This is a genomic window from Delftia sp. PX-1 (assembly GCF_055797465.1).
On the sequence record NZ_CP184763.1, the window covers coordinates 4,612,233 to 4,635,517 of the forward strand.

The 23,285-nt window shown below is 52.8% G+C and carries 21 protein-coding genes, 3 pseudogenes and 1 other annotated feature; of the genes and pseudogenes, 4 read left to right on the forward strand and 20 right to left on the reverse strand.

Annotation, left to right across the window (positions count from 1 at the left end; genetic code table 11):
* Positions 1-58: 58 nt before the first annotated feature.
* From pheS to ACN20X_RS21205, 14 genes and pseudogenes are all read right to left on the reverse strand, one after another.
* The gene (pheS, locus tag ACN20X_RS21140; RefSeq protein WP_012206411.1) at positions 59-1,111 is read right to left on the reverse strand and encodes a phenylalanine--tRNA ligase subunit alpha; all 1,053 of its coding nucleotides are present in this window, start codon (positions 1,109-1,111) and stop codon (positions 59-61) included.
* Between the two features lie 110 nt (positions 1,112-1,221).
* A complete protein-coding gene (rplT, locus tag ACN20X_RS21145; RefSeq protein WP_012206412.1) occupies positions 1,222-1,581 on the reverse strand; it encodes a 50S ribosomal protein L20 in 360 nt (119 codons plus the stop codon).
* A gap of 26 nt (positions 1,582-1,607) precedes the next feature.
* A complete protein-coding gene (gene rpmI / locus ACN20X_RS21150; protein WP_012206413.1) occupies positions 1,608-1,811 on the reverse strand; it encodes a 50S ribosomal protein L35 in 204 nt (67 codons plus the stop codon).
* 203 nt (positions 1,812-2,014) lie between these two features.
* The gene (infC, locus tag ACN20X_RS21155) at positions 2,015-2,632 is read right to left on the reverse strand and encodes a translation initiation factor IF-3 (RefSeq protein WP_012206414.1); all 618 of its coding nucleotides are present in this window, start codon (positions 2,630-2,632) and stop codon (positions 2,015-2,017) included.
* Between the two features lie 81 nt (positions 2,633-2,713).
* Positions 2,714-4,645, reverse strand: coding sequence for a threonine--tRNA ligase (thrS, locus tag ACN20X_RS21160; RefSeq protein ID WP_016448317.1), 1,932 nt, complete (start codon positions 4,643-4,645; stop codon positions 2,714-2,716).
* 301 nt (positions 4,646-4,946) lie between these two features.
* Positions 4,947-5,177 (reverse strand): annotated as a pseudogene (locus ACN20X_RS21165) (isocitrate lyase); the annotation flags it as partial.
* Positions 5,178-5,422: 245 nt separating this feature from the next.
* On the reverse strand, positions 5,423-6,595 hold the full coding sequence (locus ACN20X_RS21170) for a tyrosine-type recombinase/integrase (RefSeq protein WP_473209857.1): 1,173 nt from the start codon (positions 6,593-6,595) through the stop codon (positions 5,423-5,425).
* 285 nt (positions 6,596-6,880) lie between these two features.
* Positions 6,881-8,089 carry a DUF3631 domain-containing protein gene (locus ACN20X_RS21175; protein ID WP_473209858.1) on the reverse strand — a complete coding sequence of 403 codons (1,209 nt, stop codon included), beginning with the start codon at positions 8,087-8,089 and terminating at the stop codon, positions 6,881-6,883.
* A 1,034-nt stretch (positions 8,090-9,123) separates the two neighbouring features.
* The gene (locus ACN20X_RS21180) at positions 9,124-9,600 is read right to left on the reverse strand and encodes a hypothetical protein (protein ID WP_043792829.1); all 477 of its coding nucleotides are present in this window, start codon (positions 9,598-9,600) and stop codon (positions 9,124-9,126) included.
* 121 nt (positions 9,601-9,721) lie between these two features.
* The gene (locus ACN20X_RS21185) at positions 9,722-10,090 is read right to left on the reverse strand and encodes a hypothetical protein (RefSeq protein WP_473209859.1); all 369 of its coding nucleotides are present in this window, start codon (positions 10,088-10,090) and stop codon (positions 9,722-9,724) included.
* 103 nt (positions 10,091-10,193) lie between these two features.
* Positions 10,194-10,586: a hypothetical protein gene (locus ACN20X_RS21190; protein WP_473209860.1), complete on the reverse strand. Its 393-nt coding sequence runs from the start codon at positions 10,584-10,586 to the stop codon at positions 10,194-10,196.
* A 101-nt stretch (positions 10,587-10,687) separates the two neighbouring features.
* The gene (locus tag ACN20X_RS21195) at positions 10,688-11,317 is read right to left on the reverse strand and encodes a hypothetical protein (RefSeq protein WP_473209861.1); all 630 of its coding nucleotides are present in this window, start codon (positions 11,315-11,317) and stop codon (positions 10,688-10,690) included.
* A complete protein-coding gene (locus ACN20X_RS21200) occupies positions 11,314-11,802 on the reverse strand; it encodes a hypothetical protein (protein WP_473209862.1) in 489 nt (162 codons plus the stop codon). Before ACN20X_RS21200 ends, ACN20X_RS21195 begins: the two co-directional genes overlap by 4 nt.
* A gap of 1 nt (position 11,803) precedes the next feature.
* Positions 11,804-12,172, reverse strand: coding sequence for a DUF4177 domain-containing protein (locus ACN20X_RS21205; protein ID WP_310043463.1), 369 nt, complete (start codon positions 12,170-12,172; stop codon positions 11,804-11,806).
* Between the two features lie 203 nt (positions 12,173-12,375).
* On the opposite strand from ACN20X_RS21205, the gene ACN20X_RS21210 reads away from it, so the two are divergent.
* From ACN20X_RS21210 to ACN20X_RS21220, 3 genes are all read left to right on the forward strand, one after another.
* Entirely contained in the window at positions 12,376-12,732 is a 357-nt protein-coding gene (locus ACN20X_RS21210; protein WP_392458613.1) for a helix-turn-helix domain-containing protein, read from the forward strand.
* Positions 12,733-12,876: 144 nt separating this feature from the next.
* Entirely contained in the window at positions 12,877-14,355 is a 1,479-nt protein-coding gene (locus tag ACN20X_RS21215; RefSeq protein WP_392458615.1) for a reverse transcriptase domain-containing protein, read from the forward strand.
* 213 nt (positions 14,356-14,568) lie between these two features.
* Entirely contained in the window at positions 14,569-15,210 is a 642-nt protein-coding gene (locus tag ACN20X_RS21220) for an SLATT domain-containing protein (protein WP_392458617.1), read from the forward strand.
* Here the strand turns inward: ACN20X_RS21220 and ACN20X_RS21225 are convergent.
* The 3 genes and pseudogenes from ACN20X_RS21225 to ACN20X_RS21235 all read right to left on the reverse strand — a co-directional run.
* Positions 15,202-16,279, reverse strand: a pseudogene (locus ACN20X_RS21225) (IS3 family transposase); the annotation flags it as partial. The gene ACN20X_RS21220 and the pseudogene ACN20X_RS21225 sit on opposite strands and share 9 nt — an antisense overlap.
* Positions 15,921-16,052, reverse strand: a sequence feature (AL1L pseudoknot). Its footprint overlaps the pseudogene before it by 132 nt.
* Before the next feature lie 267 nt (positions 16,280-16,546).
* On the reverse strand, positions 16,547-17,941 hold the full coding sequence (locus ACN20X_RS21230) for a hypothetical protein (RefSeq protein WP_473209863.1): 1,395 nt from the start codon (positions 17,939-17,941) through the stop codon (positions 16,547-16,549).
* Positions 17,942-18,359: 418 nt separating this feature from the next.
* Positions 18,360-18,488 (reverse strand): annotated as a pseudogene (locus ACN20X_RS21235) (DUF6953 family protein); the annotation flags it as partial.
* A gap of 138 nt (positions 18,489-18,626) precedes the next feature.
* Between ACN20X_RS21235 and ACN20X_RS21240 the strand changes: the two are divergent.
* Positions 18,627-19,435 (forward strand): IS5 family transposase gene (locus ACN20X_RS21240; protein WP_156815040.1). Its coding sequence is split into 2 segments (ribosomal slippage): positions 18,627-18,957 and positions 18,957-19,435, totalling 810 coding nucleotides; the frame shifts between segments, so codons are not numbered across the junction.
* A 359-nt stretch (positions 19,436-19,794) separates the two neighbouring features.
* On the opposite strand, the gene ACN20X_RS21245 is transcribed toward ACN20X_RS21240, so the two are convergent.
* The 3 genes from ACN20X_RS21245 to ACN20X_RS21255 form a co-directional block, all read right to left on the reverse strand.
* A complete protein-coding gene (locus ACN20X_RS21245; RefSeq protein ID WP_473209864.1) occupies positions 19,795-20,562 on the reverse strand; it encodes a hypothetical protein in 768 nt (255 codons plus the stop codon).
* Positions 20,563-20,809: 247 nt separating this feature from the next.
* A complete protein-coding gene (locus ACN20X_RS21250; RefSeq protein WP_473209865.1) occupies positions 20,810-22,789 on the reverse strand; it encodes a DUF3732 domain-containing protein in 1,980 nt (659 codons plus the stop codon).
* Entirely contained in the window at positions 22,789-23,283 is a 495-nt protein-coding gene (locus ACN20X_RS21255) for a three component ABC system middle component (protein WP_473210824.1), read from the reverse strand. The genes ACN20X_RS21250 and ACN20X_RS21255 overlap by 1 nt, the downstream gene beginning before the upstream one ends.
* Positions 23,284-23,285: the final 2 nt, after the last annotated feature.

The window sequence follows — 23,285 nt, forward strand, 5'->3', positions numbered from 1 at the left end:
AGGGCGTCGTCCCCCTCCCAGGGGGATGGCGCGCAGCGCCTCAGGGGGCGATCCATTTCTAACGGAATTGCGACAGGAAGCGGATATCGCCGTCAAAAAACAGACGCAGATCGTTGACGCCATAGCGCAGCATGGTCAGGCGGTCAGGACCCATGCCAAAGGCAAAGCCGATGTACTTCTCGGGGTCCAGCCCCATGTTGCGCACCACGTTGGGGTGCACCTGGCCGGAGCCGGCCACTTCCAGCCAGCGGCCGGCCAGCGGGCCGCTCTGGAACTGGATGTCGATCTCGGCGCTGGGCTCGGTGAAGGGGAAGAAGCTGGGGCGAAAGCGCAGCACCAGGTCGTCGCTCTCGAAGAAGGTCTTGCAGAAGTCGGTGAAGACCACCTTCAGGTCCTTGAAGCTGACGTTCTCGCCAATCCACAGGCCTTCGCACTGGTGGAACATGGGCGAGTGAGTGGCATCGCTGTCCACGCGGTAGGTGCGGCCCGGCGCTATCACGCGGATCTCGGGCATGCCCTGGCCGGCGTCCAGTCGCTCGCGGTATTTCTTGACGTGCTGCACAGCGTGGCGCACCTGCATCGGGCTGGTGTGCGTGCGCAGCAGATTGGGAGCCTGCTCCGTGCCGCCTTCCACGTAGAAGGTGTCGTGCATGGAACGGGCAGGATGGTCTTCCGGCGTGTTCAGCGCCGTGAAGTTGAACCAGTCGGACTCGATCTCGGGGCCCTCGGCCACATCGAAACCCATGGAGCCGAAGATGCCCTCGATGCGCTCCAGCGTCAGCGACACGGGGTGCAGGCCGCCCTGGCCACGGCGGCGGCCCGGCAAGGTCACATCCAGCACCTCGGCCTTCAGGTGGGCCTGCAGTTCGGCATCGGCCAGGGCCTTGCGGCGCGCGGTCAGCGCGGCCTCGATGCCTTGCTTGGCCACGTTGATGGCGGCTCCGCGCGACTTCTTCTCTTCGACGGAAAGCTGCGCCATGCCCTTCATGAGCTCGGTCACCTTGCCCGACTTGCCCAGAAACTGCGCCTTGGCGTTTTCCAGATCAGCGGGGGTTTGTGCCTGCGCGAACAGCTGCTGCGCGCTCTCGACCAGAGAATCCAACTCGTTCATATCGACTCTTTATCGACTGTGAAAAGAAACAAGGGCTAGCAGCCTTTTCAAGCCCTAGCCCTTGCTGTTTGCGCTGCAGACCATCACGAGGATGGCCGCAGACCGTTATCTCAAGCAGCCAGCTTGGCCTTGACTTGATCAACGATGCTGCTAAACGCAGCCTTGTCGTGCACCGCGATATCGGCCAGCATCTTGCGGTCGATCTCGATGGCTGCCTTCTTCAGGCCGTTGGCGAACTGGCTGTAGGTCAGGCCCAGTTCACGTGCAGCGGCGTTGATACGGGCGATCCACAGACGGCGGAACACGCGCTTCTTGGCACGGCGGTCACGGTAGGCATATTGCCCAGCCTTCATCACCGCCTGCTTGGCGATGCGGAAGACATTGCCGCGGCGGCCGCGGAAACCCTTGGAAAGGGCCAGAACTTTTTTGTGACGGGCGCGGGCCGTTACACCACGTTTGACGCGAGGCATGTGTTTTCTCCTTGTTCGTCAGTGAATTACAGGCCAGCCATCGGCAGCATTTGTGCGATAGAGCCCATGTTGGTCTCATGCACAGACACTGCACCACGCAGGTGACGCTTGTTCTTGGTGGTCTTCTTGGTCAAGATGTGACGCTTGAAGGCTTGACCGCGCTTGACGGTGCCACCGGGACGAACGCGAAAACGCTTCTTCGCGCTGCTCTTGGTCTTCATTTTGGGCATTTGAATGCTCCTGTTGTTTGTGCTCGTGAGGCGGCTCGCAACACTGCGCGCACTTGCTGGCCCCGAGACACTTCTGTGCCAGCCCGGAGGCCGGCAAGAACAAGGGACATGGAAACCATGTCCCTTGCATCGCACGCCCCGCGCAATCGACTCGCGCACGGCCTGCAAATTCTGTCGCCCCTCAACGAAGGGCGAAACCGCGATTATGCCTTATCAGCCACCGCAGGTGCAGCAGAAACTTCTGCCGGCTTGCCGCCAGCTGTGGGCTTCTTGCGCGCAGGGGCGATCATCATCACCATCTGGCGGCCTTCCAGCTTGGGGAACTGCTCCACCTGGATGGAATCCGCCAGATCGTCACGCAGACGGTTCAGCAGGTCCAGACCGATCTGCTGGTGCGTGATTTCACGGCCGCGGAAACGCAGCGTGATCTTGCACTTGTCACCATCGGCCAGGAATCGGCGAATGTTGCGCAGCTTGATGTTGTAGTCGCCGTCGTCGGTACCTGGGCGGAATTTCACTTCCTTGATTTCGATGACGGTCTGCTTGGCCTTGGCTTCGGCAGCCTTCTTCTGTTCAAGGTACTTGAACTTGCCATAGTCCATCAACCGGCAGACAGGCGGAGTGGCCGTGGCGGCGATTTCCACCAGGTCCACGTCCAACTCGCCCGCCATGCGCAGCGCTTCCTGCAGAGGCACGATGCCCAGCGGCTCGTTCTCCGGGCCGGACAGACGCACTTCAGGCGCCATGATTTCACGGTTGAGACGATGCTTGCGCTCTTCACGGTGGCGCCGATCACGAAATTCAGTAGCTATGGTTCTCACCCTTGGATTTAAGTTGCTACAACAGCGTAGCCGCTTGTGTGCAGTACACGCCAAACGGCTAACGCCTTTGGAGATGCTCCGTCAGGCCTTCGCCGCGATGTCCTTGGCCACGAGTTCAATGAACGCGTCGACCGACATCACTCCGAGGTCCTTGTTGCCCCGTGCGCGCACTGCCACTGCACCAGCGGCCTTTTCCTTGTCGCCTGCAACAAGGATGTAAGGCAGCTTTTGCAACGAATGCTCCCGTATTTTATACGTAATCTTTTCGTTGCGCAGATCTGTCGCCACCCTAAGGCCTTGATTCGGAAATGCTTTTTGCAGCTTTTGCGCGACTTCCCGCACATAGTCCGCCTGCGCGTCAGTGATATTGAGCACGGCCGCCTGAACAGGAGCCAGCCATGTCGGCATGGCACCGGCATGCTGCTCGATGAGGATGCCGATGAAACGCTCAAGGCTGCCGACGATGGCGCGGTGCAGCATCACGGGGCGATGGCGATCGCCGTCTTCACCCACGTATTCCGCATCCAGGCGCTCGGGCATGGAGAAGTCGACCTGGATGGTGCCGCACTGCCACTGGCGACCGATGGCGTCCTTGAGCGTGTACTCGATCTTGGGACCGTAGAACGCGCCATCGCCGGGCGAGATCACGTACTCGCAGCCCGAAGCCTCCAGGCTGTTGATCAGCGCGGCCTCCGCCTTGTCCCAGCTTTCATCGGAGCCGATGCGCGCCTCGGGGCGCGTGGCGACCTTGTAGATGATGTCGCTGAAACCGAAGTCCGCGTAGACCTTTTGCAGCAGCGTGGTGAAGGCCAGCACCTCGGGCTGGATCTGGTCTTCGGTGCAGAAGACGTGGCCGTCATCCTGCGTGAAGCCGCGCACGCGCATGATGCCGTGCAGGCCGCCCGTGGGCTCGTTGCGGTGGCACTGGCCGAACTCGCCGTAGCGCAGCGGCAGGTCGCGGTAGCTCTTGATGCCCTGCTTGAAGATCAGGATGTGGCCGGGGCAGTTCATCGGCTTGAGCGCGTAGTCGCGCTTTTCCGACTCGGTCGTGAACATGTTCTCGCGGTACTTGTCCCAGTGGCCGGTCTTCTCCCACAGGGTCTTGTCCAGGATCTGCGGACCCTTGACCTCCTGGTAGCCGTTGTCCCGGTACACGCGGCGCATGTACTGCTCGACCTCTTGCCACAAAGCCCAACCCTTCGGATGCCAGAACACGGTGCCTGGCGAATGCTCGTCGATGTGGAACAGATCCAGTTCACGGCCCAGCTTGCGGTGGTCGCGCTTTTCGGCCTCCTCCAGCATGTGCAGGTACTGCTGCAGGTCGTCCTTGGTAGCCCAGGCCGTGCCGTACACGCGCTGCAGCATCTCGTTGCGATGGTCACCGCGCCAGTAGGCGCCAGCCACCTTCATCAGCTTGAAGAACTTGAGCTTGCCGGTGCTCGGCACGTGCGGGCCGCGGCACAGATCCTCGAAACCGCCTTCGCGGTACAGGCTCACATCCTCGTTCGAGGGGATGCTGGCGATGATCTCGGCCTTGTAGTTCTCGCCCATGCCCTTGAAGTAGGCCACGGCCTCGTCGCGCGGCAGCACGCGGCGCACCACGGGCTCGTCCTTGGCAGCCAGCTCGGCCATGCGTTTTTCGATGGCGACCAGATCCTCGGGCGTGAAAGGACGCTTGTACGAGAAGTCGTAGTAGAAGCCGTTCTCGATGACGGGGCCGATGGTGACCTGGGCGTCAGGAAACAGATCCTTGACGGCATAGGCCAGCAAGTGGGCCGTCGAATGACGGATCACGTCCAGGCCATCTGCATCCTTGGCCGTCACGATGGACAGGGGCATGTCCTTGTCGATCACAAAGCTGGTGTCCACCACCTTGGCGTCGTCGCCCGTGCCAACCTTGCCAGCCAGTGCAGCCTTGGCAAGGCCCGTGCCTATCGATGCAGCCACTTCGGCCACGGTGACCGGACCGGGATACTCGCGTTGCGAACCATCGGGAAGCGTAATGTGGATCATGGGATTCCTAAAAATATTTCTCAGGGGGTGCGCCATCCCCCAAAAGCAAAAAAGCGCGGAGCCGGGTCCGCGCTTTGTTGGGGTCGAGTGAATCTCGTGCAGGCGCGAACCGCCAGCCGCTAGCGGCCGGTGTACATCTCCGATGTAGTTCGCGGTGTCATAACCATGATGCCTTTCTCGCCCTTGTCAGTTGAAAACTCCTTGCATTTTAACCTCAGCAAAGAAAAAGCGCCCGAAGCACAAGGCCCCGGACGCTTTCTCACCCCTATCTACCTGAAGTTGCACTCACCGAAGCCGCGCTTCAGTGGAACTGCTCCTCTTCCGTGGAGCCGGTCAGCGCCTTGACGCTGGACGAGCCGCCCTGGATCACCGTGGTCACATCGTCGAAGTAGCCTGCACCCACTTCCTGCTGGTGCGACACGAAGGTGTAGCCTTGTTCGCGGGCTGCGAATTCGGGCTCCTGCACCATGTTCACGTAGTGCTTCATGCCTTCGCCGTTGGCGTAGGCGTGGGCAAACTTGAAGGTGTTGAACCCTCCAGCAATACGGTAAGTAGCAGATTTTCAAGGGTTTTTCCCGTTTTCGAGCCTGCGCCTCCCGCCTCACCCACACATGCCCCAAACTGTCGCAGTGACCTGTTTGCTGGGTTTTCAGCTTTTGGGCCATCACCCCAGGAATGAGGGGGAGGCTTTGACCCCACGGACCACCCAGCCCCATAGGATGGGCAGGTGATCGCGTGCGTGGCGCACCTCGCTTTGCCCAAATTTTAGGCAGCTTTTTACGCGCTGGGCCTCCAACTTGTGTCCACCACTTTGGCTGCAGCATCCACCGCAGACATCAGAGTCTCATCAGCCAGGTGGCTGTAACGCGCCGTAGTCTTGAGCTGGGAGTGCCCCAAAAGCTTGCTCACCACATAGATGGACTGGCCGGAGTTCACCAGATTGCTGGCGAACGTGTGACGTAGGTCGTGCATCCGCAGTTCAGGCATCCCGGCCTCCTTGCGAACCTTGTCCCAGGGGTGGTACAGGTTGCCAAACGGCTGCTTGGTATTGGGATTGGGCACTACGTAAGGGCACCCGTTCCAACGTGGCAGCGCTTGAAACACCTCCAAAGCCCTTTCAGAGATCGGTACGTTTCGCGGCTTCCCGCTCTTGGACATAGGAATGCGCCAGTTGCGCCGCTCCAGATCGACGTCTTCCCAGCGTGCATCCAACAACTCACGTTTGCGACATCCGAGCAGCAGCAAAAGAGCAACGATGCTCTTGAACTGGGCGGAGCCACACCGGGACAGAACCTCGTGCAGGCGTTGGGTCTCAACCGCACTGAGATACCGCTCCTTCGCGTTGTTCGGGTTGAACAGCACCACACCGTCGGCAGGGTTGGACTCGCTTCCCGGGATGCCTTTCTTCCTCGCCAGATTGAACATGATCTTGAGCAGGATGGGTATCTTGTTGGCATGAGCCAACGCGTAGCCCCTCGTGCGCAGATCCTGGTGAGCCTCGGCCAGCATGTTGGTCGTGATTTCGTCCAGGTGCTTGGCTCCAAAGCGCGGCAGGACATGGCACTTGATGAAGCTCAGCGTGGACTGAAAATTCCTCCGGTGCAGGTGGATGTGCGGCACATAGGTATCGCGGATGAACTCGGCCAGGGTCGGTACCGCACGCAAGGCTTGGCGCTCCTTCAGAGGGTTGCCGCCCAGCTCAACCTCCGAGCGCAACCGCATGGCCTTCTGCCGGGCCTTGTCGTAGCTGACCGCAGCAGCATCACCGATCTTGCATTGGCGCAGCTTGTTGTGGCTATCGTGATAGCGCAGGTAAAAGGTTTTACCCCCTGAAGGTCGAGCCTCCAGAATGAACCCTTTGAGTGCACTGTCGTAATAGTCCACCTTGGACTTTCCGGGCGGGCAAACCGCTTCATGCACAAACTGCGCACTGAGTTTGACAATGGGCATACAGCCTCTCCTTTCATGAAGTTGATTGATAAAGAACCGTGCCCATGGAGATAGGCGCCGAAGCAGTAGGCGCACGAACGCCTCTCCACATGGACATGGATACTCACAAGAAAATGGGTTAACAAAGATGCAGAACAGTCCCACTGAGACCATCACCGCAGGAATCGACGATGATCAAAATCATCGGCTTAGGAAAAATCACTTGAAAACTAGAGGCAACGGCCACCACTGGTTTCACAAGTGAGCACACCACCTTTCACTGTGGCGGGGCCCCCGATCACTATTTCAGAACTCTGGAATCGGCGGATTTCCTGTACGCAGAGGTTTCTCTTCCTCCGGGGGCAGTTCACTTGGCAACTCTGGCAGATACCGTGCAAAGGCATCAGCAAAATCACGCACCTCATAGCCCTTGGGTGTAAAGTCCGATTTCATGCGCACAGTCTTGGTCTTTACTCCATAGGCACTCATGAATTTTGCCAGCTGACGCGCCGAAAGTGGTTTACCGCCACTGTAGGTACCCCAGTCCATATCCTCAGCGTCATGGAGCTTTTGCAACAAATATGCCGACGGGATGTACTTTTCCGAATAGTCAGACAAGACCTCGCGGATATCCTCCAGCAATTGATTGGAAGATGCCTTAGGCGGCGCTGTTTCTTCACAGTTTTTCAGGGCTGCCTCACACGCTTTTTGATACCACTTCTTGCCAAGGCAATTTGCAATGGCTAGCAATGGCTCCCAATTGTCTTGCTGGCGATCACTGAGTTCCTGTGGCATCTCATCCCAGCCCTTCGCCAAGGCATCCTTGTTATCTATAACAAATTTCAGAATACGAGAACGCAGGCCTCTAAAAACCTCTGGATCGGCAGAACGCAAGCGCTGAACATTGTCGCCCTTGGTCTTGCGCCTCATGGGAATCTGGATACCTCGACTCATTGTGGCGCTCGGCAAGTGCCGCTCAAGCATGATTCCGGCCATGACTTTAGGGCCATAAACCACATAGGCACGCTCGACAAGCTCTTTCCCCACGGCCTCTACCCGCAAGACAAATCCTCCTTTTTCGTAGCCCTTGTTCACTACCCCAGCAAATTCTGTTTTCCCCTCCATAAATGTGTCTGCTTCATCGATCAGTAGCGTAGGCATAAAATTAGTGATCAACCTAAAAAGTGCTGCCAAGGTAATATTGGCTGACTCCATTGGTCGAAACACAAATTTCTCCACCACCTTTAGCAGCTGAGTTTTCCCACATTCTTTCTCTGGGGCGTTAATCAGCAACAGAGGGCAACGCTGAAAATCCCTATAGCACCATGTATTAATAGACCACAGCCCCACAATCAAGGCATCATGATCCGATATGATCACGTGATTTTTAATGGCACGCATAATTTCAGTCATCAGCATGCCGCAATCGATCGCACCCTCAAACGGCTCGACATTATTCGCGTCCAGGCTCTTTGAAATGATCGACGAAGTTGAACTCACAGGCTTAGTTTTCATGATCCATCCTTTAAAATTTTTCGGTTGCTTTGAAATTGCACAGTTGAGAAGATGGACTGGCCAATCCGTGGTTCGCTGAGTGCAGGCAGCGATCCAGGACTGAATTCTTCATAAAAACCGCATCCTCGCAACCCACGCCACTTAACCCTCCATGGCGCCCCCTTAAAATTCATGCCAACTCTCGGATCACGGTAATCAAAGCACTAAGGATGGAGGCACAGCAAACAAGGAAATTAAAATATATAAGCCTTAACGTAATTCTGCATGGGATTAAATTTTCTCTAGAAATAGAGCGCCTTCAAGAAGCGAGTCGCAAAAATCTAAGGAATGGAGGCACACCAAACAAGGAAAACAAAATTCCTTGGCTTGGAAGCACTTCTAGCTGGGGAGTTTTTTGAGCTTAGGAAAGAAGTACTTCTGCGAAGGAGCAAAGAAGGCAAGAAGCCAACCATCGCACTCCAAATGTAAAAATTTGAAAAATCTAGTAACCAATGGCAATAATTCTCTTGCTTACAACATCACTGCTTTTCAGGCAACATATTGGGCAGCGCCCCCCCCCTCTGCCCCGATACGCAACATCCGCAACGCCGCAACGTTGTTGCAGGGCATGGCCCGATGGGTGGCGCCGTGGCAGATGTGGCGGAGTTCGGGGAGGGCAGCCCCCCGTGGGCCGGGGTGGCAGCGGGACGGGGCAGCACCTCGCCGCCCCGGCTGGTGCCCAGGTTGCTCCCAGGCGAGCCCGGCAGGGGTCCGGGATCACCCCCCTCATGGGGCGGCCGCCGCACGTCGCCATGGCCCAACCCTCGCCCCCCAGGGCGCAGAGGCTGGAGCGGACTTCCTCCGGGAGCTTGGCTCAGTCTATTTCCGAAAGTAGCCCACCCACAGTGCAGATCCCGCGCCAACCAGAATCACGATCAGCAACAGGGGATACATAAAGGTCAGCGCAGCGGCAGCAGCTATGGCCATGGGACGTGTAGCGTTGAACCACATGCCCAGCACCAATACCGTAACCAAGGCGGCCTGTATGCCCGGGGTCAAGCCCCCTCCTTCGCCTTCCGGCGCGACTTCCCTGCCATGCTGGCGGCACTGCCATCGTCCTTTGCCTTGGGCGGGTTACGCATGATCCCCTCCAGAGTGGCCCCAAGCACATGCTCATGGAGCCGCGTGTTCACCTCGCCCGGCCGGATGAGCCCAAGATCCCGTAGCGCAGCCAGCACGAAGCCGCCTGTGTTGATGGACTTGCCTGGATGCAGGCAATGGAAGCTCTTGGCGGTCAGCTCCTGCGCTCCCGAAACGATCGCCTCGATGGCCGAGGCTGGCGCCCAGTCCTTGCACCACACGCCGTTGCCGGTGCTATCGGCGATACGCAGGTACAGCGCGTTGTCGCCCTTGCCCTGGCCCACCGTGTAGGTGAGCGTGCTTCGGCCCGACACTGACAGGCACTTGCCGTTGTAGATGCTGTCGATCGATACGGGTTGCTGCCCGTTTTCTGTCGCTTCGATTTCACTCATAAAGTTCTCCTTGGTAGATGAATGCGATAGGCAGGTGGCCTATCAGATAAGGTGGCAAAACGCCCTCAGACAAAAAAAAAGCCGCCTCGATGGGCGGCAGGTGGTGGGTGGTGAAGGCAGGTCACTGTGATCTGGCCCTCACCTGGCTGGCGCAATAGGCCGTCAGCAGGGGATCAAGATCCGCATGCTTGGGCACGTAGATCACGACACCGAAGCCGTTATCACTGAGCACCAGGGTCAGCTCGAACCATTCCCGATGGCTTTCGGCGACATCGCAATGGCGGCCAAGAAGTGAAAAACCCAGTTCCGAATCAACAGCAGTGAATGCGTCGCTGGGCTCCAGAACCAGGATTTTGATGAGACTGGACAGGTCATCTACCTCATATTCGGACAACTCCTCAATGCGCCGGCCGATCAAGTCACCCAGCTCGCTACCCAAGGCCTGAGTAAAGGCGTTGTGAATTGATAATGAATCAAAATAAACGTACATAAAATTCCTTTTGACAAAAAAGAAAGCCCGCCGAGGATTTCTCCAGGGCGGGCAAGGGCGGAAATAACGAACTATCGCAATCAACTATCTCTTAAGAACATTTTCACTTCTCTAAACGTCTTTCAACCACACTCTTAAAAGTAGTAAGTGGCACATGTTCATAAAATGGTCGAACTCTTTTGCGAACAAACCCGAGATCTCTTAAAGCGGCCATTATAAATCCTCCAGTATTATTAGATTTCCCATCCTGCAATGCATAAAAATTTTCGCCTGTCAGTTCAGACTGATTTAAAACAGCTGCATCAATTTTTTTCCCACATATCCAGCCCCTCGAAAAACTCCCATCTTTCACATTATCATATATACAAATGTAATAATCCCCATCGCACTCACCAACTGCATAAGTCAGCATTCCGCGCCCGGAAATTTTCCTACATTCGTTCATATAAACGCAATTGATGAATTCTTTAATCTCATTTATATCACTACCAGCCATACTCTCTCCCATCTGGAAAAACCACCATAACATACGATCATATCACGACCCACATTTCCGATTCGGCCGAGCTTTTGCCGTGGCCTCAGAAGAATTTTTAATCAATCATTTTCACTTTTTAACGTAGCGAAAACAACCCCTCCCACGGATACCAGAAAAGGCACTCCCAGCATTACGGTAAACAAAGGTAGCAAACGTCCCGTCCCGATAAGAGAAACACCCTCTGATATCAACCCCAACGTTAACGCGTTGACACCTGTGCTGAACAAGGCGATCAAGTGCCAGGTCGCCATTCCCACCGCCAGCAACAATGTGCCAATCCAGACCCGCTTGAGCACCTTATAGGTCGCTTGCGGAAGGAACGAGCACCAAGCCATAGCAGCGAGCAGCGCAGCCGCCACGCTCGTCTTGGGCCAGAGATACATGAGCAGCAGCACCCACACACAGGCAGAGGAGAGGATGGCCGTGGCCCAGCGGGCGAAGTACTCACTCGCTGACAACTGATCAATGGCCTGCAGATAGGGCCCTGACAGCTTCTCCCCGAACAGCTTCAGCAGCAGACCGCCCAGGATCAGGGTCACGCTCAGGATGATGTTGACCAGGCGGTCATGCATCAAGCCGTTGTTCGTGATCCGTCGCCCTCCCATACCATCGACAGCAACATCGCTGCCCAAGGCGAGGATGAGCAGGGCGATGCCCACAAGCATGATCGCGGTTGAAATCCTCTTCATTCGTTACTCCCTTCTTTAACTTGCCCTAACTCGGCCCTGATCTCGGCTTCGTGACGATTGCTGACCTTGGTGACGTAGTAGCAAGTCCAAATCAGCATTCCCAGGCCAAACCACCACGCCATAAAGAAACCAAGGACGGTTCCCAACATGAGGAGGCCAAATGCCCAGTTTTCTCCTTTGGTGAATCGTTTGTTGGCAAGTGCGCTGATATGTGCATCTACCTTCTTCTTGGCCTCCTGGCCTACTCGCTCTTCCAGCACGGAAGCTGCATCATTTGATACGTGCTCCTTGGTGCCGTGCAGTTGGGCCTCGATCTCCTGAATCTTCTGCGCCGCCTCCTTCTCGGCAGATTCTTTAATCGCCCTCTCTTGGGCTTGCTCCCTTTGCCTCTGTTCAAGCCCCTCCTGCCGCTTGCGTGCCTCCTGGGCTGCCTCATCCTTTTTCAATTGCGCCCTTCTCTCGGCAATTTTTTGGTTCAGGTCCAATTTATTCCTCGCTCAGTAGATTGCTCAACACCGCCCCTGCGGCGACCATGCCCGCTGCCCCGACGGCGGCTCCCCGCCCCTTGCGCTTGGCCGCGTCTTCGGCACGAATCACATCGTCAATGCACCTCGCGGCTCTTGCGGCGCGCTCCGATTCCGGCACTCTCCTTTCAAAAGTGATCATCAAGGTTTCTCTATCTGCAACAACGAGATGCCTCTGCATGACTTTTTCCATAAACACCAAGCGCCATCCTTCCGACGCCATGGCATTGATATAGGCCTCCAGAACTTCTGTTTCGATTCGACCTTCTCCGAGCAAAAGCGAACTAATCGCCCCATCGGCTACGTCAATGACCTTGTACTCGTACTCCATCTAATCCTCCAGGTTGAAAAACACCAGCTCATTTATAAAAATATCCAAATTTATTACCGCCAAACAAAATAAGAAAATAAAATATATTCAATCAAATTCAGGCATATTTAACTAGAAATTCGCCACTATATGAATAATTAATCACTTATACATGTAACGTTTTTCGTGACGACACGTTACCACAGTGTAACGAAACTCGCTACATGAAGTCCGTATCCTTGGAACTACCCAACGTCGTAGGACGCCGTATGCGTGCTCGACGTGAAGCCCTTCAGTGGTCTCAAGAAAAAATAGGAGTGCTAATCGGCATTGATGAGTCATCAAGCCGTGCCCGCATCAGCAGGTATGAGTTAGGAACGCATGAGCCTCCAGTGAAGACCGCAAGGCTGATCGCAGGCGCACTAGGTGTTCCACTCGCCTATTTATATTGCGAAGATGACGAAATAGCCGAACTGCTTTTGGCAATAAAAATGCTCAGCCCTTCTGATCGTCAGCATACAATTGCGTCTTGGTTTAGTCAGCTGAAAGACATCTCGAGCAGAAGAGGCTTGCCTGATTGACTTCACTAGCAACGCTCAATTTTTTAGCGTTGCGGATCTCCATATATGGTATTGGGTATCCAGTCAGCTCAGGCCAAATTCATGAAACTACTTCATTAATATTCTCTTAAATCTCAAATTGACTGGCCACTTGGCAGAATATACATGAACGACACTTCGATAACATTACAGCAGTTACAGTTACCGCTTCTTGCGTCCTCAGCGGCGACTCACTGTGGGTCTAACCCGATTGATGACACGATGCTGTTCGAGTCCCTTTTCTCCGCGACTGCCTTAGAGGCAGTATTCGAAGAGAAATTCGCGAGCACTACTGGAAAAGGTATTGATCGATTGAACGGTTTTCAATTCGCAATAAACGCAAAAGCCTTGTTAGCGAACGCATCGGCAAAGTGTAATTTTGGTACGTATAGGTTCTCTCCGTTCCTCGAAGTTCTAAAAACGAAAGGAAGAGACAAGAACCCTAGATTGATTGGAATTCCCACAGTCAGGGACCGGGTGGTGTTGCATCAGCTGAATAAATTTCTCGCCACCCTTTACCCAGAACGTGTCCCAAAGAACGTAGCGAGTACATTTGTGCGAGAAATCTCAAATGACTTAAAAGGCAAGTCTCCAACAGAAACTTGGATTTGCAGCACTGACATCAAAACCTTTTATGACTCGATCCAGCGTGACCTCACCTTAGAGGTGCTAGCAAAAAGGGTTAAATCTCAGCGTGCACTAAAGTTGATCGGCCATGCGTTGGCAACACCCACCGTGCCAAAGAATACAAAAAAAAACAGGCATTCGGACTACCGGACAGAGGTGGGCGTTCCGCAGGGGCTGGCCATATCAAACATATTGGCGTCAATATACATGCAGGATGTCGACGAAATCATGCCAGAGATGGGCATCACCTATTATCGATACGTTGACGATGTACTGATGTACGGCGACTACGAATCTGTGCAAAAAGCTTTCGCTTCACTTCGAGAGAGACTCAAGCAACGCGGGCTTAGTTTGCATCCCATTGGGTCGGGAAAATCGCACATGCACCAGCTATCTATGCCTTTCGGCTACCTGGGGTATACGTTCGATTGGCCTTTGATCTCAGTGCGAGACTCTACAACCGAACGTTTCCTCCTGTCGATAGCTGCTAAGTTTAGTGACTATAAGCATAATAAGATGCGACGCTTGGAAAGGTTTAAATATCTTACCCCAGACAGACTAAAGAAGATTTTCATCCTCGAACTCAACGAAAGAATCACTGGAGCCATTTCCCAGAAGAAGCGTTATGGATGGATCGCGTACTTCAACCAGATCAGTGACTTGAAGTTACTTCACCACATAGACAAGGCAATCGAGAATATGTTCAAGCGCATGCCGGATTTTTACTGCAAAGCTCCGGCTGATCTAAAGAAACTACGACGCGCCTACTTCGAAATGAAGTTCAACCCACAGGGTGGGTATGTGCGGGACTATGACAAGATCACAACCACGACAGAGATGCTGGCTATGCTCACCGAACGAGGCCGGGTTGGGCCAGATGATGCACTAACTGATGAGCAGATCAAGGCTCGGTACGAGAAGTATCTGCAGCACATTCTGATCGCCATGCACAAGGACGAAGGGGCACTTTATGGCTAAAATAGCTTTGCGGGTGGCGCCTATCGCGCAAGCGATACCTCGCAGGATTTGGTTCCTGCGGGCGGAAGTGCTCTCTACTCTGCGCAGGCATGGGACGTCACGATTTGTGACAAGACCTTCTCAAGGGGATGCTCAGCATCACTGCTAGGGAAGTGGATATGACCTGATTTTTGAGGCGTCCCCCGCACCTCACACCTTGGCACGCTGTTATCAATGAGAAAATTCATCTCGGATCTCCGTACAAAAGCTTGGCGAACTGCAGGATCGCGTTACAACGCAGCTCGGCGTCTGAGGCAACGGGAGACGTTTTCCACTTTCAGCCTTGCAATGCTCTCTGCATTGAGTGTCGCAACGGCGCTGGCACAGCGCATTTACTCGCCACAACCAGGGACACCGCTGGATAACTACCTTACTGCTGTTTCGGTCACGCTTGGTATTTTTCTCCTGACTATTAGTCTTCTCGAGTGGGGCGCCTCTTATGGTGCGAAGGCTGATACCTTGCATCGAAACGCCGAAGAACTGACGGCTTATCAGATCAAGCTGGCGTACATACTTGCAAAAATGGATTCCGGCAAATTGATCGAAGAATCAGAGATTGATGCGCTGCGAGTCGAATATGAAACGATCAAAGATCGCTGCCCCAATAACCACGCACCGTCTGATGACAAGCTTTTCAGAGCTCAACAGCGCATGGCCCCTGAATTTGGAGCAACTGCTAATAAGCCTGGGATGAATTGGTGGGAAGTTCTGTTGGTCAAGGCAAGTTGGAAGTGGTCAACCATCTGGCTTTTTCTCTTAATATGGATAGCTGTCACAATCGTTTTTGTCTACGCCTTTTTTATTCCAAAAACGTAGGATAGCCAGTTCCACCGCCTGTTTGGTCTTCCACGGCCCGCGCCGATGAATGACCTCGGCCTTGTAGAGCCCGTTGATGGTCTCGGTAGGCGCGTTGTCATAGCTGTCGTCCTTGGAGCCCACTGAGAGCTCGATGCCGGCTTCGGCCAAGCGTTCGCTGTAGCGGATGGACAGGTATTGCGAACCCCTGTCGGAGTGGTGCGCCAGCTACCGTCGTCAGGCGGCTTGCGGTCGTACAGCGCCTGCTCCAGCGCGTCGAGCACGAACTCGGTGTGCATCGAGCCGCTCTGCCGCCAACCCACGATGCGCCGGCTGAACACGTCCACCACGAATGCCACGTAGACCCAGCCCTGCCAGGTCGAGACATAGGTGAAGTCCGAGACCCAGAGCTGGTGAGGCCGCCCGGCACGGAACTGCCGATTGACCCGGTCCAGCGGGCATGGCGCCTTGGAATCAGCAATGGTGGTCCGCACCGCCTTGCCGCGTCGCACGCCCTGCAGCCCGAGTTGGCGCATCAGCCGCTCGACGGTGCAACGTGCCACCGCAACACCTTCGCGATTGAGTTGACGCCAGACCTTCTCGGCGCCATAGACTTGGTGGTTGGCCTGCCAGACGCGCTGCACCTGCGGCAGCAGCTGTGTATCGCGCTGGGCTCGCAACGAGCGCAAGGCCGGGCTGCGCTGACACGCGGCGTGGCGCCAGTACGCCGATGGGGCGATCTGCAAGACGCGGCAGATCGACTCAACCCCAAGCTGCTGGCGGTACTGGTCGACGAATGCCTTCAGGACTTGATGCGGCGCAGGAAGGCCTGCCCGTCGAGCTCCGCCTGGGCGAAAAACGCGCTGGCCAGCTTCAATATCTCATTGGCTCGACGCAGTTCCCTGACCTCGCGCTCCAGGTCCTTGACCCGCTGGGCCTCGCTGGTCGTCACGCCTTCGCGCACGCCGGCATCGACCTCGGCTCGCTTGACCCATTCGTTGAGCGTCTGCGGCACACATCCAATCTTGGGTGCGATGGACTCGATTGCCGCCCACAGCGACGGGTACTCCCCACGGTGCTCGTGCACCATCCTGACTGCGCGTTCACGGACCTCGAGCGTGAACTTGTTGACTTCTTCATGGCTTCATCTTCTCAAGAGTTGAAGCCTCCTCAAAACCCGGGGCGATTCAGAGTGGTGCGGGCGCCGCCATGCAGGCGGATTGCTAGTTCTTTCTCCTATTCCAAGCTTAAAAATACACCGTGACTTAAAGGAACCGTACATCCCATTCTATTGACTGTTTGGCGACTCCCATGCCCCAACCCGGATGAACACTGTAGATAACCTGAAATTTCGCATCTATGTGGAGCTAATTTTATTGACTGATACCATAATTCCCATATCTAACTTCAGACATGCAATTTTCATCAATCTCTTAAGAGTACGGATATCTGCATTTTCCGAAGGATTTTTGTCAGTTAACTCATTTTTTAACATATATATAAATTCAAAAACACAATCCTTCTTAGGGGAGAATTTTTCAAAATTTTCTCCATCAAAAATTATTTCAAATTTAATACCTTCATTGACGTCCAAAAATTCAATGTCATACTTTTGGTACTGTTTTATCTTTTTTATTTTCTGAACCTTCGCTTTGATAAACACAAGGCCAGGGTTAAATATTTCAGTTATTTCGCTTACAATTTCAGGCAGCAAAAAATCACCAAAAGCCAAATTTATTCGACTTACAATTGGAAGATTATTACCATCGAAGCATAGACAACCATGATCAATGTCATAGTCGACATTTATTACATTAGTATTCTTGAATACCTCCCTTGAGACTGGGTTCTTTGCAAAAGGGTTATGAAATATAAAAACACCATCTGAAAGATATTCAGGATTAGCAGAAGATACTATATGAGCTTTGTAGTAAGGTATATCTGTATCGTGACGGATATTAATAACTGAATTTATTTTTAAATACCCCTCATCTTTAGATATCGCTAGCGAAGTTAATTTTCCTAGCGTAGCAGTACAGCTAAATATCACGGCAGAAATATGAGACAATTTCCCATCCAGAAAATTTCCAATCTGTATTGGAGCATCTGATCCCGGCTTTTTAATACTCCCCTGCTTTAAATATTTACCCGTTTTATTGTCGATCACTAGGCCATATGCCCAAGCAATCATTGCATAGTGAAATTTATTTCCATAATTAATTTGCTCGTAACCACTAAGCGCAATTAAGTAAGGGGTATTTACATCAAAATGATTGTCTTTTTTGTAATCATCATACTTCTTCACCTTACTCGAGATTGCATTTGCATATCTAGTAATTGACTCCCTCATCTCTAGTTCGAAGTTTTTTTGCTGATATAGAGGCCGAATCATTGAAAATACATCTTCAATGGTTCTAGATTCTTCCCCTTTCCCATTTTGTTTAATATTTGCAACCACCGCCTCAATATACATCGAGTGCGGCTGTTTTATTATGAAATCTGGCCTCTGTTCTGAAAAATCAATCTCAAGACCAGCTTCTTTAAATAAAGCAAATAAATAGAATTCCCAGAAAGACGAATGATAGCTTGTTTGAAATTCTTTAACAATTTTATTATCTCTATCCTCAAACCCCCTCACCCATTCACCAATTATCGATTGCTCCCCCGTAAGAAACAATTGATCTCTTAGCACTAGGTATTTGTTGTGTAATTTTTCTTCTGGAATATTTTTATCTTCAAAGATATCAAGCATATTAATTCGAAATTTGTAAGAAATATATTTATATTAACCAAAAGATTTTTAGTATTTTAGCATCTAGTCATATCTATTCCTGTGAATTTATAGAATCGCGTCGCACGAATAATAATTCATTATTAAAGCTAATACTATCCGCACCCTGAACGCACTTGAGTACGATTGTGAATTCCGTGCCGGTGCAGCAACCGCGTCGCCTCAAAGCTTGAGAAGAAGCGGTAAACCCCCACAACTAATATTCGAATCAATAATCGCTAGTACCCACGAACTCTCAGAATGAAGCCGTCGCCCGGGCACCTGTAGCCACCAACTCCTGCAGCCTGGTTGTGGCTGGATAAAAGCAAAAACCAATTAACTAATGAACCAGCCAACCTGACGACAAATATCAGGAAGACTTTAATATAGTATTAGGAATTTACTCAACTTGCCTACCTTTATAGTTTTCATTGCTACTCAACCTGCGCCACGCTCTATCACCTCGTTCCCAAACAAATTTGCCTTCGGATATCTTTCGAAACTCTCGAAGAACGTCTTTGCCTATAGCAAGATTTCCATTTCATTGGGGTAGTCAAAATTATTGCCAAACTGGTTTTTTATTTTATATACCACTGTTTCTTGGTATAAGAGTGGCTAACACCACTTCGTCACAGACCCCCGCAGAGCAGTTATGCTCGCTGCCCTCATGGCACGACGACCTGTAAGCAAAGAACTGTGGCGACAGCTACAACCCCTCATCCCTGCCTTCGTACCTTCCGCCAAAGGCGGTGCGCGCAAGCTCGCAGTCAGCGATGAAGCCGCCCTCAACGGCATCCTGTTTGTGTTGCAAACAGGCATTCCGTGGGAAGACCTTCCCCAATCCCTTGGGTACGGCAGCGGCATGACTTGCTGGCGCCGCCTGCGCGACTGGAACGCTGCTGGTGTCTGGGAGCAGCTGCACCAGGCCATGTTGACTCGCTTGCGTGAACATGACCAGATTGATTGGAGCCGGGCTAGCATTGATGGCTCCTCGGTACCAAGCCCCCGGGGGGCCAGGAAACGGGCCCCAACCCCACGGACAGAGGCAAGCTCGGCTCCAAGCGGCACATCGTCGTAGATGCCAGAGGCATCCCGCTGGTGATCTTGGTCAGCGGCGCGAACCGGCACGACTCCAAGATGTTCGAGAGGTGCGTGGACGCGATTCCTGCGATTGCAGGCTTGGGAGGGCGCCCCCGCAAAAGACCATCGAAGTTGCATGCCGACAAGGGCTATGACTACAAGCGTTGCCGTGCGCACTTGAGACAACGGGGCATCGCCAGCCGCATTGCCAGGCGAGGCGTTGAGAGTAGCGAGCGACTGGGCAAGCATCGCTGGGTGGTGGAGCGGACCCATGGATGGTTTGCAGGCTTTGGCAAGTTGCGAATCCGCTTTGAAAGACGACTGGATATCCACGAAGCGCTGCTAAAACTGGCAGCGGCGATCATCTGTGCACGCTTCGTGGATCGGTGGTGTTAGCCACTCTAAATAATTTTGAACTTTGAAATGATCGAACATCATTGGGCAATGTCTTTAGCCGTAACCAATTCTTTCTCCTACGCGCTTTAAAATATAGCCAAAATGTGTAGCTCTGCTTACACACACTAATCCAGGCATAAAAAGAGAAGCAGCAGTCTCAATAAAATTTTTGGTTAATGCCACGATTTCGAGAGTGAAGCTTGTTTTTAACTCACAAAATACCTAATACTTCTGGTACACAGCACTTCTTTGATTCGGACCACTTCCGGCACGCGGTAGTTACAAACTCACACTTTTGACTACTTTGAAGTGAAGTGCAATAATTGAAAATAGATTCAAACAGGCGCATCCATAGCAACTCATGTGCTTACTTTAGAATACGTCGTCTTTCCACGAAGGTCACTCTGAATTTTAGAGGAAATTTTGCCTACCAAAGATTTCATGGCTTTCAGCGTATCAGCGAAATACTGAGAATTCACTGGAACTTGCTCTCCATCACCTGCTCTTTGCAGATCGCCGGCTTTTTTTAAATACGTGTCATTTGCGATGCCAGAGTTATGGACAATAATATCGCGAGTAGCCTTCGCCTCAAACCATTGCCTTAAAAGCACTTCATCCAATTCTATGCCCGTGACCTTCTGGAAGTATTCAAATTGAAATTTCGGCGCCGCATAGAAGACTTGCCCCAGTTCTTTTTTAATTAGGTGATCTATTAGCTGATCCTGATTAGCAGCATCAATAAGCTCGTCTACATCAATAGACTTTGTGTGATTGATGCCATGGATACGAGTCTTCAGTCGCCTCTTGTCTGATCGCAGAAGAAGCGTGAGCACATCGTTGAGAAACGCCTCTACTTGTGCAACAGCGTAAACGAAGACCGCGTAAAAGATCTCTCGATCGACCGCTCGTGAGGCTATCTGCTTAAGGTCTTCGGCACTGCGGCCAACCTCCTTGTTCATAGTCTTTGATGGCACCTTGAACCGCTTTTGATTGAGAAACTGCTCATCGGCCTTAGCGGATTCTAGGGCCGCACAAGCGAAAGAGCTCCAAATGTATAGGTCGTTCAACCCCCTCTGATGTACGTTTCGTAGTTCTCCCACACGCTTCGCCACATCCCGCTTGTTCATATGTCGCTCTTCATATTCAAAATTCCACTAAGTGTGTGCCCTGCGTAATTAAGCCAGCATACCGTGGAGGGCTGCTATCCGCCTGAATCATTCACCTCAGGGACCACCTCTGAAGACTGCCTGGTTGACTGGTCACCCTTTGCACTTGTTCATAGAGGTCAGGTCAATAACAATTGTGCGGTTGAAGTTGCAGCCGATCTGCAGCCTAGATTTTGCCTAGCGCGTAGCTAGGCTATGTAGTCGTTTATCAAGTGTCGCCTTGTATCCATTTCATTGGTACGAGTTTGGTGCCGTTGCGCCACTCTTTCAGACCGACAATTCCGGGTATGTCGCCCCAAAGGTCGCGAGACGCGTGATCTAGCACAATGACCTGAAGTTGACCCTTAGCCTGTAATACAACCTTGCTCAAGACCTCAAAGACCTTGTGCACAGCATCAATGTCCTCGTCGCGCAACTGCAACTCCTGTTCTTCCTCGCCTAAATTCTTCGAGACATTTTTAGGAAAGTAGACTTGACTTGGTTGATCCAGAACAAGAAATCCTGGCACAGGGCTGTTCGGCTGGGATATATAAAATTGATGTAAGGCCAAAAGAATAGCTAAGTGGTAGGAAAGCCAATTGGATCCGCTACCTATCTCTGACAGATAGTCATCACGGTCAACGCCACGAACTTTGATAGTGAGATCGTTAATTTCTAGTGAGATAGGGTGATCAGGATTCTCGATATCCAATAGAGGCAACAGTCGCCCAGCGTAACTGTTGACGACATTCAAGGCGTTCCGCTTTCGAGAATCCACATTCTGCTCTCTCAATTCTGAATCTAGCCGCTGAGCCGTCTCACGCAGCTTCACCACTTCGTCAACCAATGCGCTATCGCTGCCAAGCCGTCTATGCAAATCCAGTGCAGCTTCAAGATTTCCAACAAATCGCTCTGCTTTTTTCGCAATGAATTGCCGCTCGCTAGCCTCCTTTGATCGGCCCGATAACGCCCGCTTGCGAAGCTGGACAGCGCGCAGGCGTTCCGTCGCCACGCCAACTTCCGTTGTCACGCGTTGAAGTTCTCGATCAAAGGCCGCAGGCACCTCCTTGTCTATTCCGGCTTCGGCTTCAATTTCCTGCAATCGGGCAGACAGCACTTCAAGTTTGCTGCGGGCCGATGCCGTATGACTGCCGCACATAGGGCAATCAGCCCCTCCTTGAGCGTGACCAGCCAGCCATGTAGACAGCTGCAACCTGCCTCGTTGCAAGGCAATGGCCGCATCATACTGATCACCGCCAACGTACATGCGATTCATCTCCTCCAACCTGTGTCGCAAGGTCGTCAGTTCGCGCGACACCTCGCGCTCCTCGCGCTCCAATTCTGTGAGCTCTTTTAAAGCTTCGGATATGGTTACCACGCTAACGGAAATCGTCAAATCCGTGCGCGCAACAACCTCTTCGAGCATTTCGAGCATCTGCTCTCTTGTCAGTGGTTGCTCGGGCTTAGGTGTCAAGCCCAACTCCTGGGCCTCACTGAATTTAGCAGTAAGGTCAGCCAACCAGCGGACCGATACTTCCTGCGCTTCTTTGAGCTCTCGCTCTTTTCGCCGAAGTTCTGCCTTGGTGCGCTGCAATTCGAACTGCTTGGCCATGAGACTTGGCGTCACGGCTCCTAGTACGTACGGGAAAATTTTACGGAGCTTCTCCCTGTGCTCGTAGCTATTCGTCTTAAAGAACAAAATATCGGGGTTGGCCACAATATTCTGCGGCTGGAATGTGAACGCCGCAAGATCTCGAAAGCTGGGTCGGCCATCGAATCCTATGGACTCGTCTCCACCCGAAAAATCCAGAGTTGACAATGCAGCTAGCTCGTCTAGCAGGCGCTTAACAGCTTCAGCGCTGGTGTTTTTGGTGATGTGATGAGGGATGTCAACAATGGCCTCCGCCTCCATCAAAAACATATCGTCTGTGCTACGCTGCGCACCAGGCTCACGGCGAGCTATCAGCTTGTCACCCTGAGCAGTGGCAACAATCACTCCGAACCACTCGCAGTGCTTACGAATAGTATTCACAGGTATAGAGCAAGTGCTAGCCCCCAAGCAGTAATCGATGATCGGAATGACAGCTGACTTGCCGGTACGAGAGGCGCCACTGATCACATTGACCTTACCCAAATCAAAACGCAGCCGGCGAGGCTTGAAATTCGGATTACGAGGCCAAAGCAGGATTGAACGGATCTGGAAGAACATCAGAGCCTGACCTTTAATGTCGTAATTATTTCATGTAAGGTCAGTGAAGCGCACCAAGCACCGAGCTTTTCCGCATCAATCATCAGTTGCTTAACTTCATCGGGCAGACCACGCGGTTTAGTCTTAGAAAGAGCAATTACCTCACCAAACTCGGCCAGATGAACCAATCTTCCAGCCGCAGCCAACTCAATCGACTGCATTGTCAGCGTTCTCCAGCGCAGCGATCGCTGATGTATCTGCAGCAGTAGGTCCTGCTTGACAACAGCAGAGTCGCCAAATTTGGCTGCAAAAGCCCTCAGTCCCGATCTAGCATGCGTACGCCGCAATAGGTCAGCGGTTGCTTGGTGTAAAACGATAGGTAACACTATAAAGAGCGTGGGTAGTGGAGCTGCAGCATTCGTCGGATGAGTCGCAGCAAAAGCACAACAGAAGCGCCAAATAATTGCCGCGCCCAATGCAGGGTTCTGTACGTTCTGCGCTTCTCTAGCAAGCATCG

Excerpts from the sequence above, each read along its gene's own strand:
- ACN20X_RS21195 (WP_473209861.1), bottom strand. The coding sequence starts at position 11,317 with ATGAAGAGGATTTCAACCGCGATCATGCTTGTGGGCATCGCCCTGCTC.
- ACN20X_RS21170 (WP_473209857.1), bottom strand. The coding sequence starts at position 6,595 with ATGCCCATTGTCAAACTCAGTGCGCAGTTTGTGCATGAAGCGGTTTGC.
- ACN20X_RS21190 (WP_473209860.1), bottom strand. The coding sequence starts at position 10,586 with ATGGCTGGTAGTGATATAAATGAGATTAAAGAATTCATCAATTGCGTT.
- ACN20X_RS21245 (WP_473209864.1), bottom strand. The coding sequence starts at position 20,562 with ATGAACAAGCGGGATGTGGCGAAGCGTGTGGGAGAACTACGAAACGTA.
- ACN20X_RS21205 (WP_310043463.1), bottom strand. The coding sequence starts at position 12,172 with ATGGAGTACGAGTACAAGGTCATTGACGTAGCCGATGGGGCGATTAGT.
- ACN20X_RS21185 (WP_473209859.1), bottom strand. The coding sequence starts at position 10,090 with ATGTACGTTTATTTTGATTCATTATCAATTCACAACGCCTTTACTCAG.
- rplT (WP_012206412.1), bottom strand. The coding sequence starts at position 1,581 with ATGCCTCGCGTCAAACGTGGTGTAACGGCCCGCGCCCGTCACAAAAAA.
- ACN20X_RS21230 (WP_473209863.1), bottom strand. The coding sequence starts at position 17,941 with ATGCTTGATATCTTTGAAGATAAAAATATTCCAGAAGAAAAATTACAC.
- ACN20X_RS21180 (WP_043792829.1), bottom strand. The coding sequence starts at position 9,600 with ATGAGTGAAATCGAAGCGACAGAAAACGGGCAGCAACCCGTATCGATC.
- ACN20X_RS21175 (WP_473209858.1), bottom strand. The coding sequence starts at position 8,089 with ATGAAAACTAAGCCTGTGAGTTCAACTTCGTCGATCATTTCAAAGAGC.
- ACN20X_RS21255 (WP_473210824.1), bottom strand. The coding sequence starts at position 23,283 with ATGCTTGCTAGAGAAGCGCAGAACGTACAGAACCCTGCATTGGGCGCG.
- ACN20X_RS21215 (WP_392458615.1), top strand. The coding sequence starts at position 12,877 with ATGAACGACACTTCGATAACATTACAGCAGTTACAGTTACCGCTTCTT.
- ACN20X_RS21250 (WP_473209865.1), bottom strand. The coding sequence starts at position 22,789 with ATGTTCTTCCAGATCCGTTCAATCCTGCTTTGGCCTCGTAATCCGAAT.
- ACN20X_RS21220 (WP_392458617.1), top strand. The coding sequence starts at position 14,569 with ATGAGAAAATTCATCTCGGATCTCCGTACAAAAGCTTGGCGAACTGCA.
- rpmI (WP_012206413.1), bottom strand. The coding sequence starts at position 1,811 with ATGCCCAAAATGAAGACCAAGAGCAGCGCGAAGAAGCGTTTTCGCGTT.
- ACN20X_RS21210 (WP_392458613.1), top strand. The coding sequence starts at position 12,376 with ATGAAGTCCGTATCCTTGGAACTACCCAACGTCGTAGGACGCCGTATG.
- thrS (WP_016448317.1), bottom strand. The coding sequence starts at position 4,645 with ATGATCCACATTACGCTTCCCGATGGTTCGCAACGCGAGTATCCCGGT.
- pheS (WP_012206411.1), bottom strand. The coding sequence starts at position 1,111 with ATGAACGAGTTGGATTCTCTGGTCGAGAGCGCGCAGCAGCTGTTCGCG.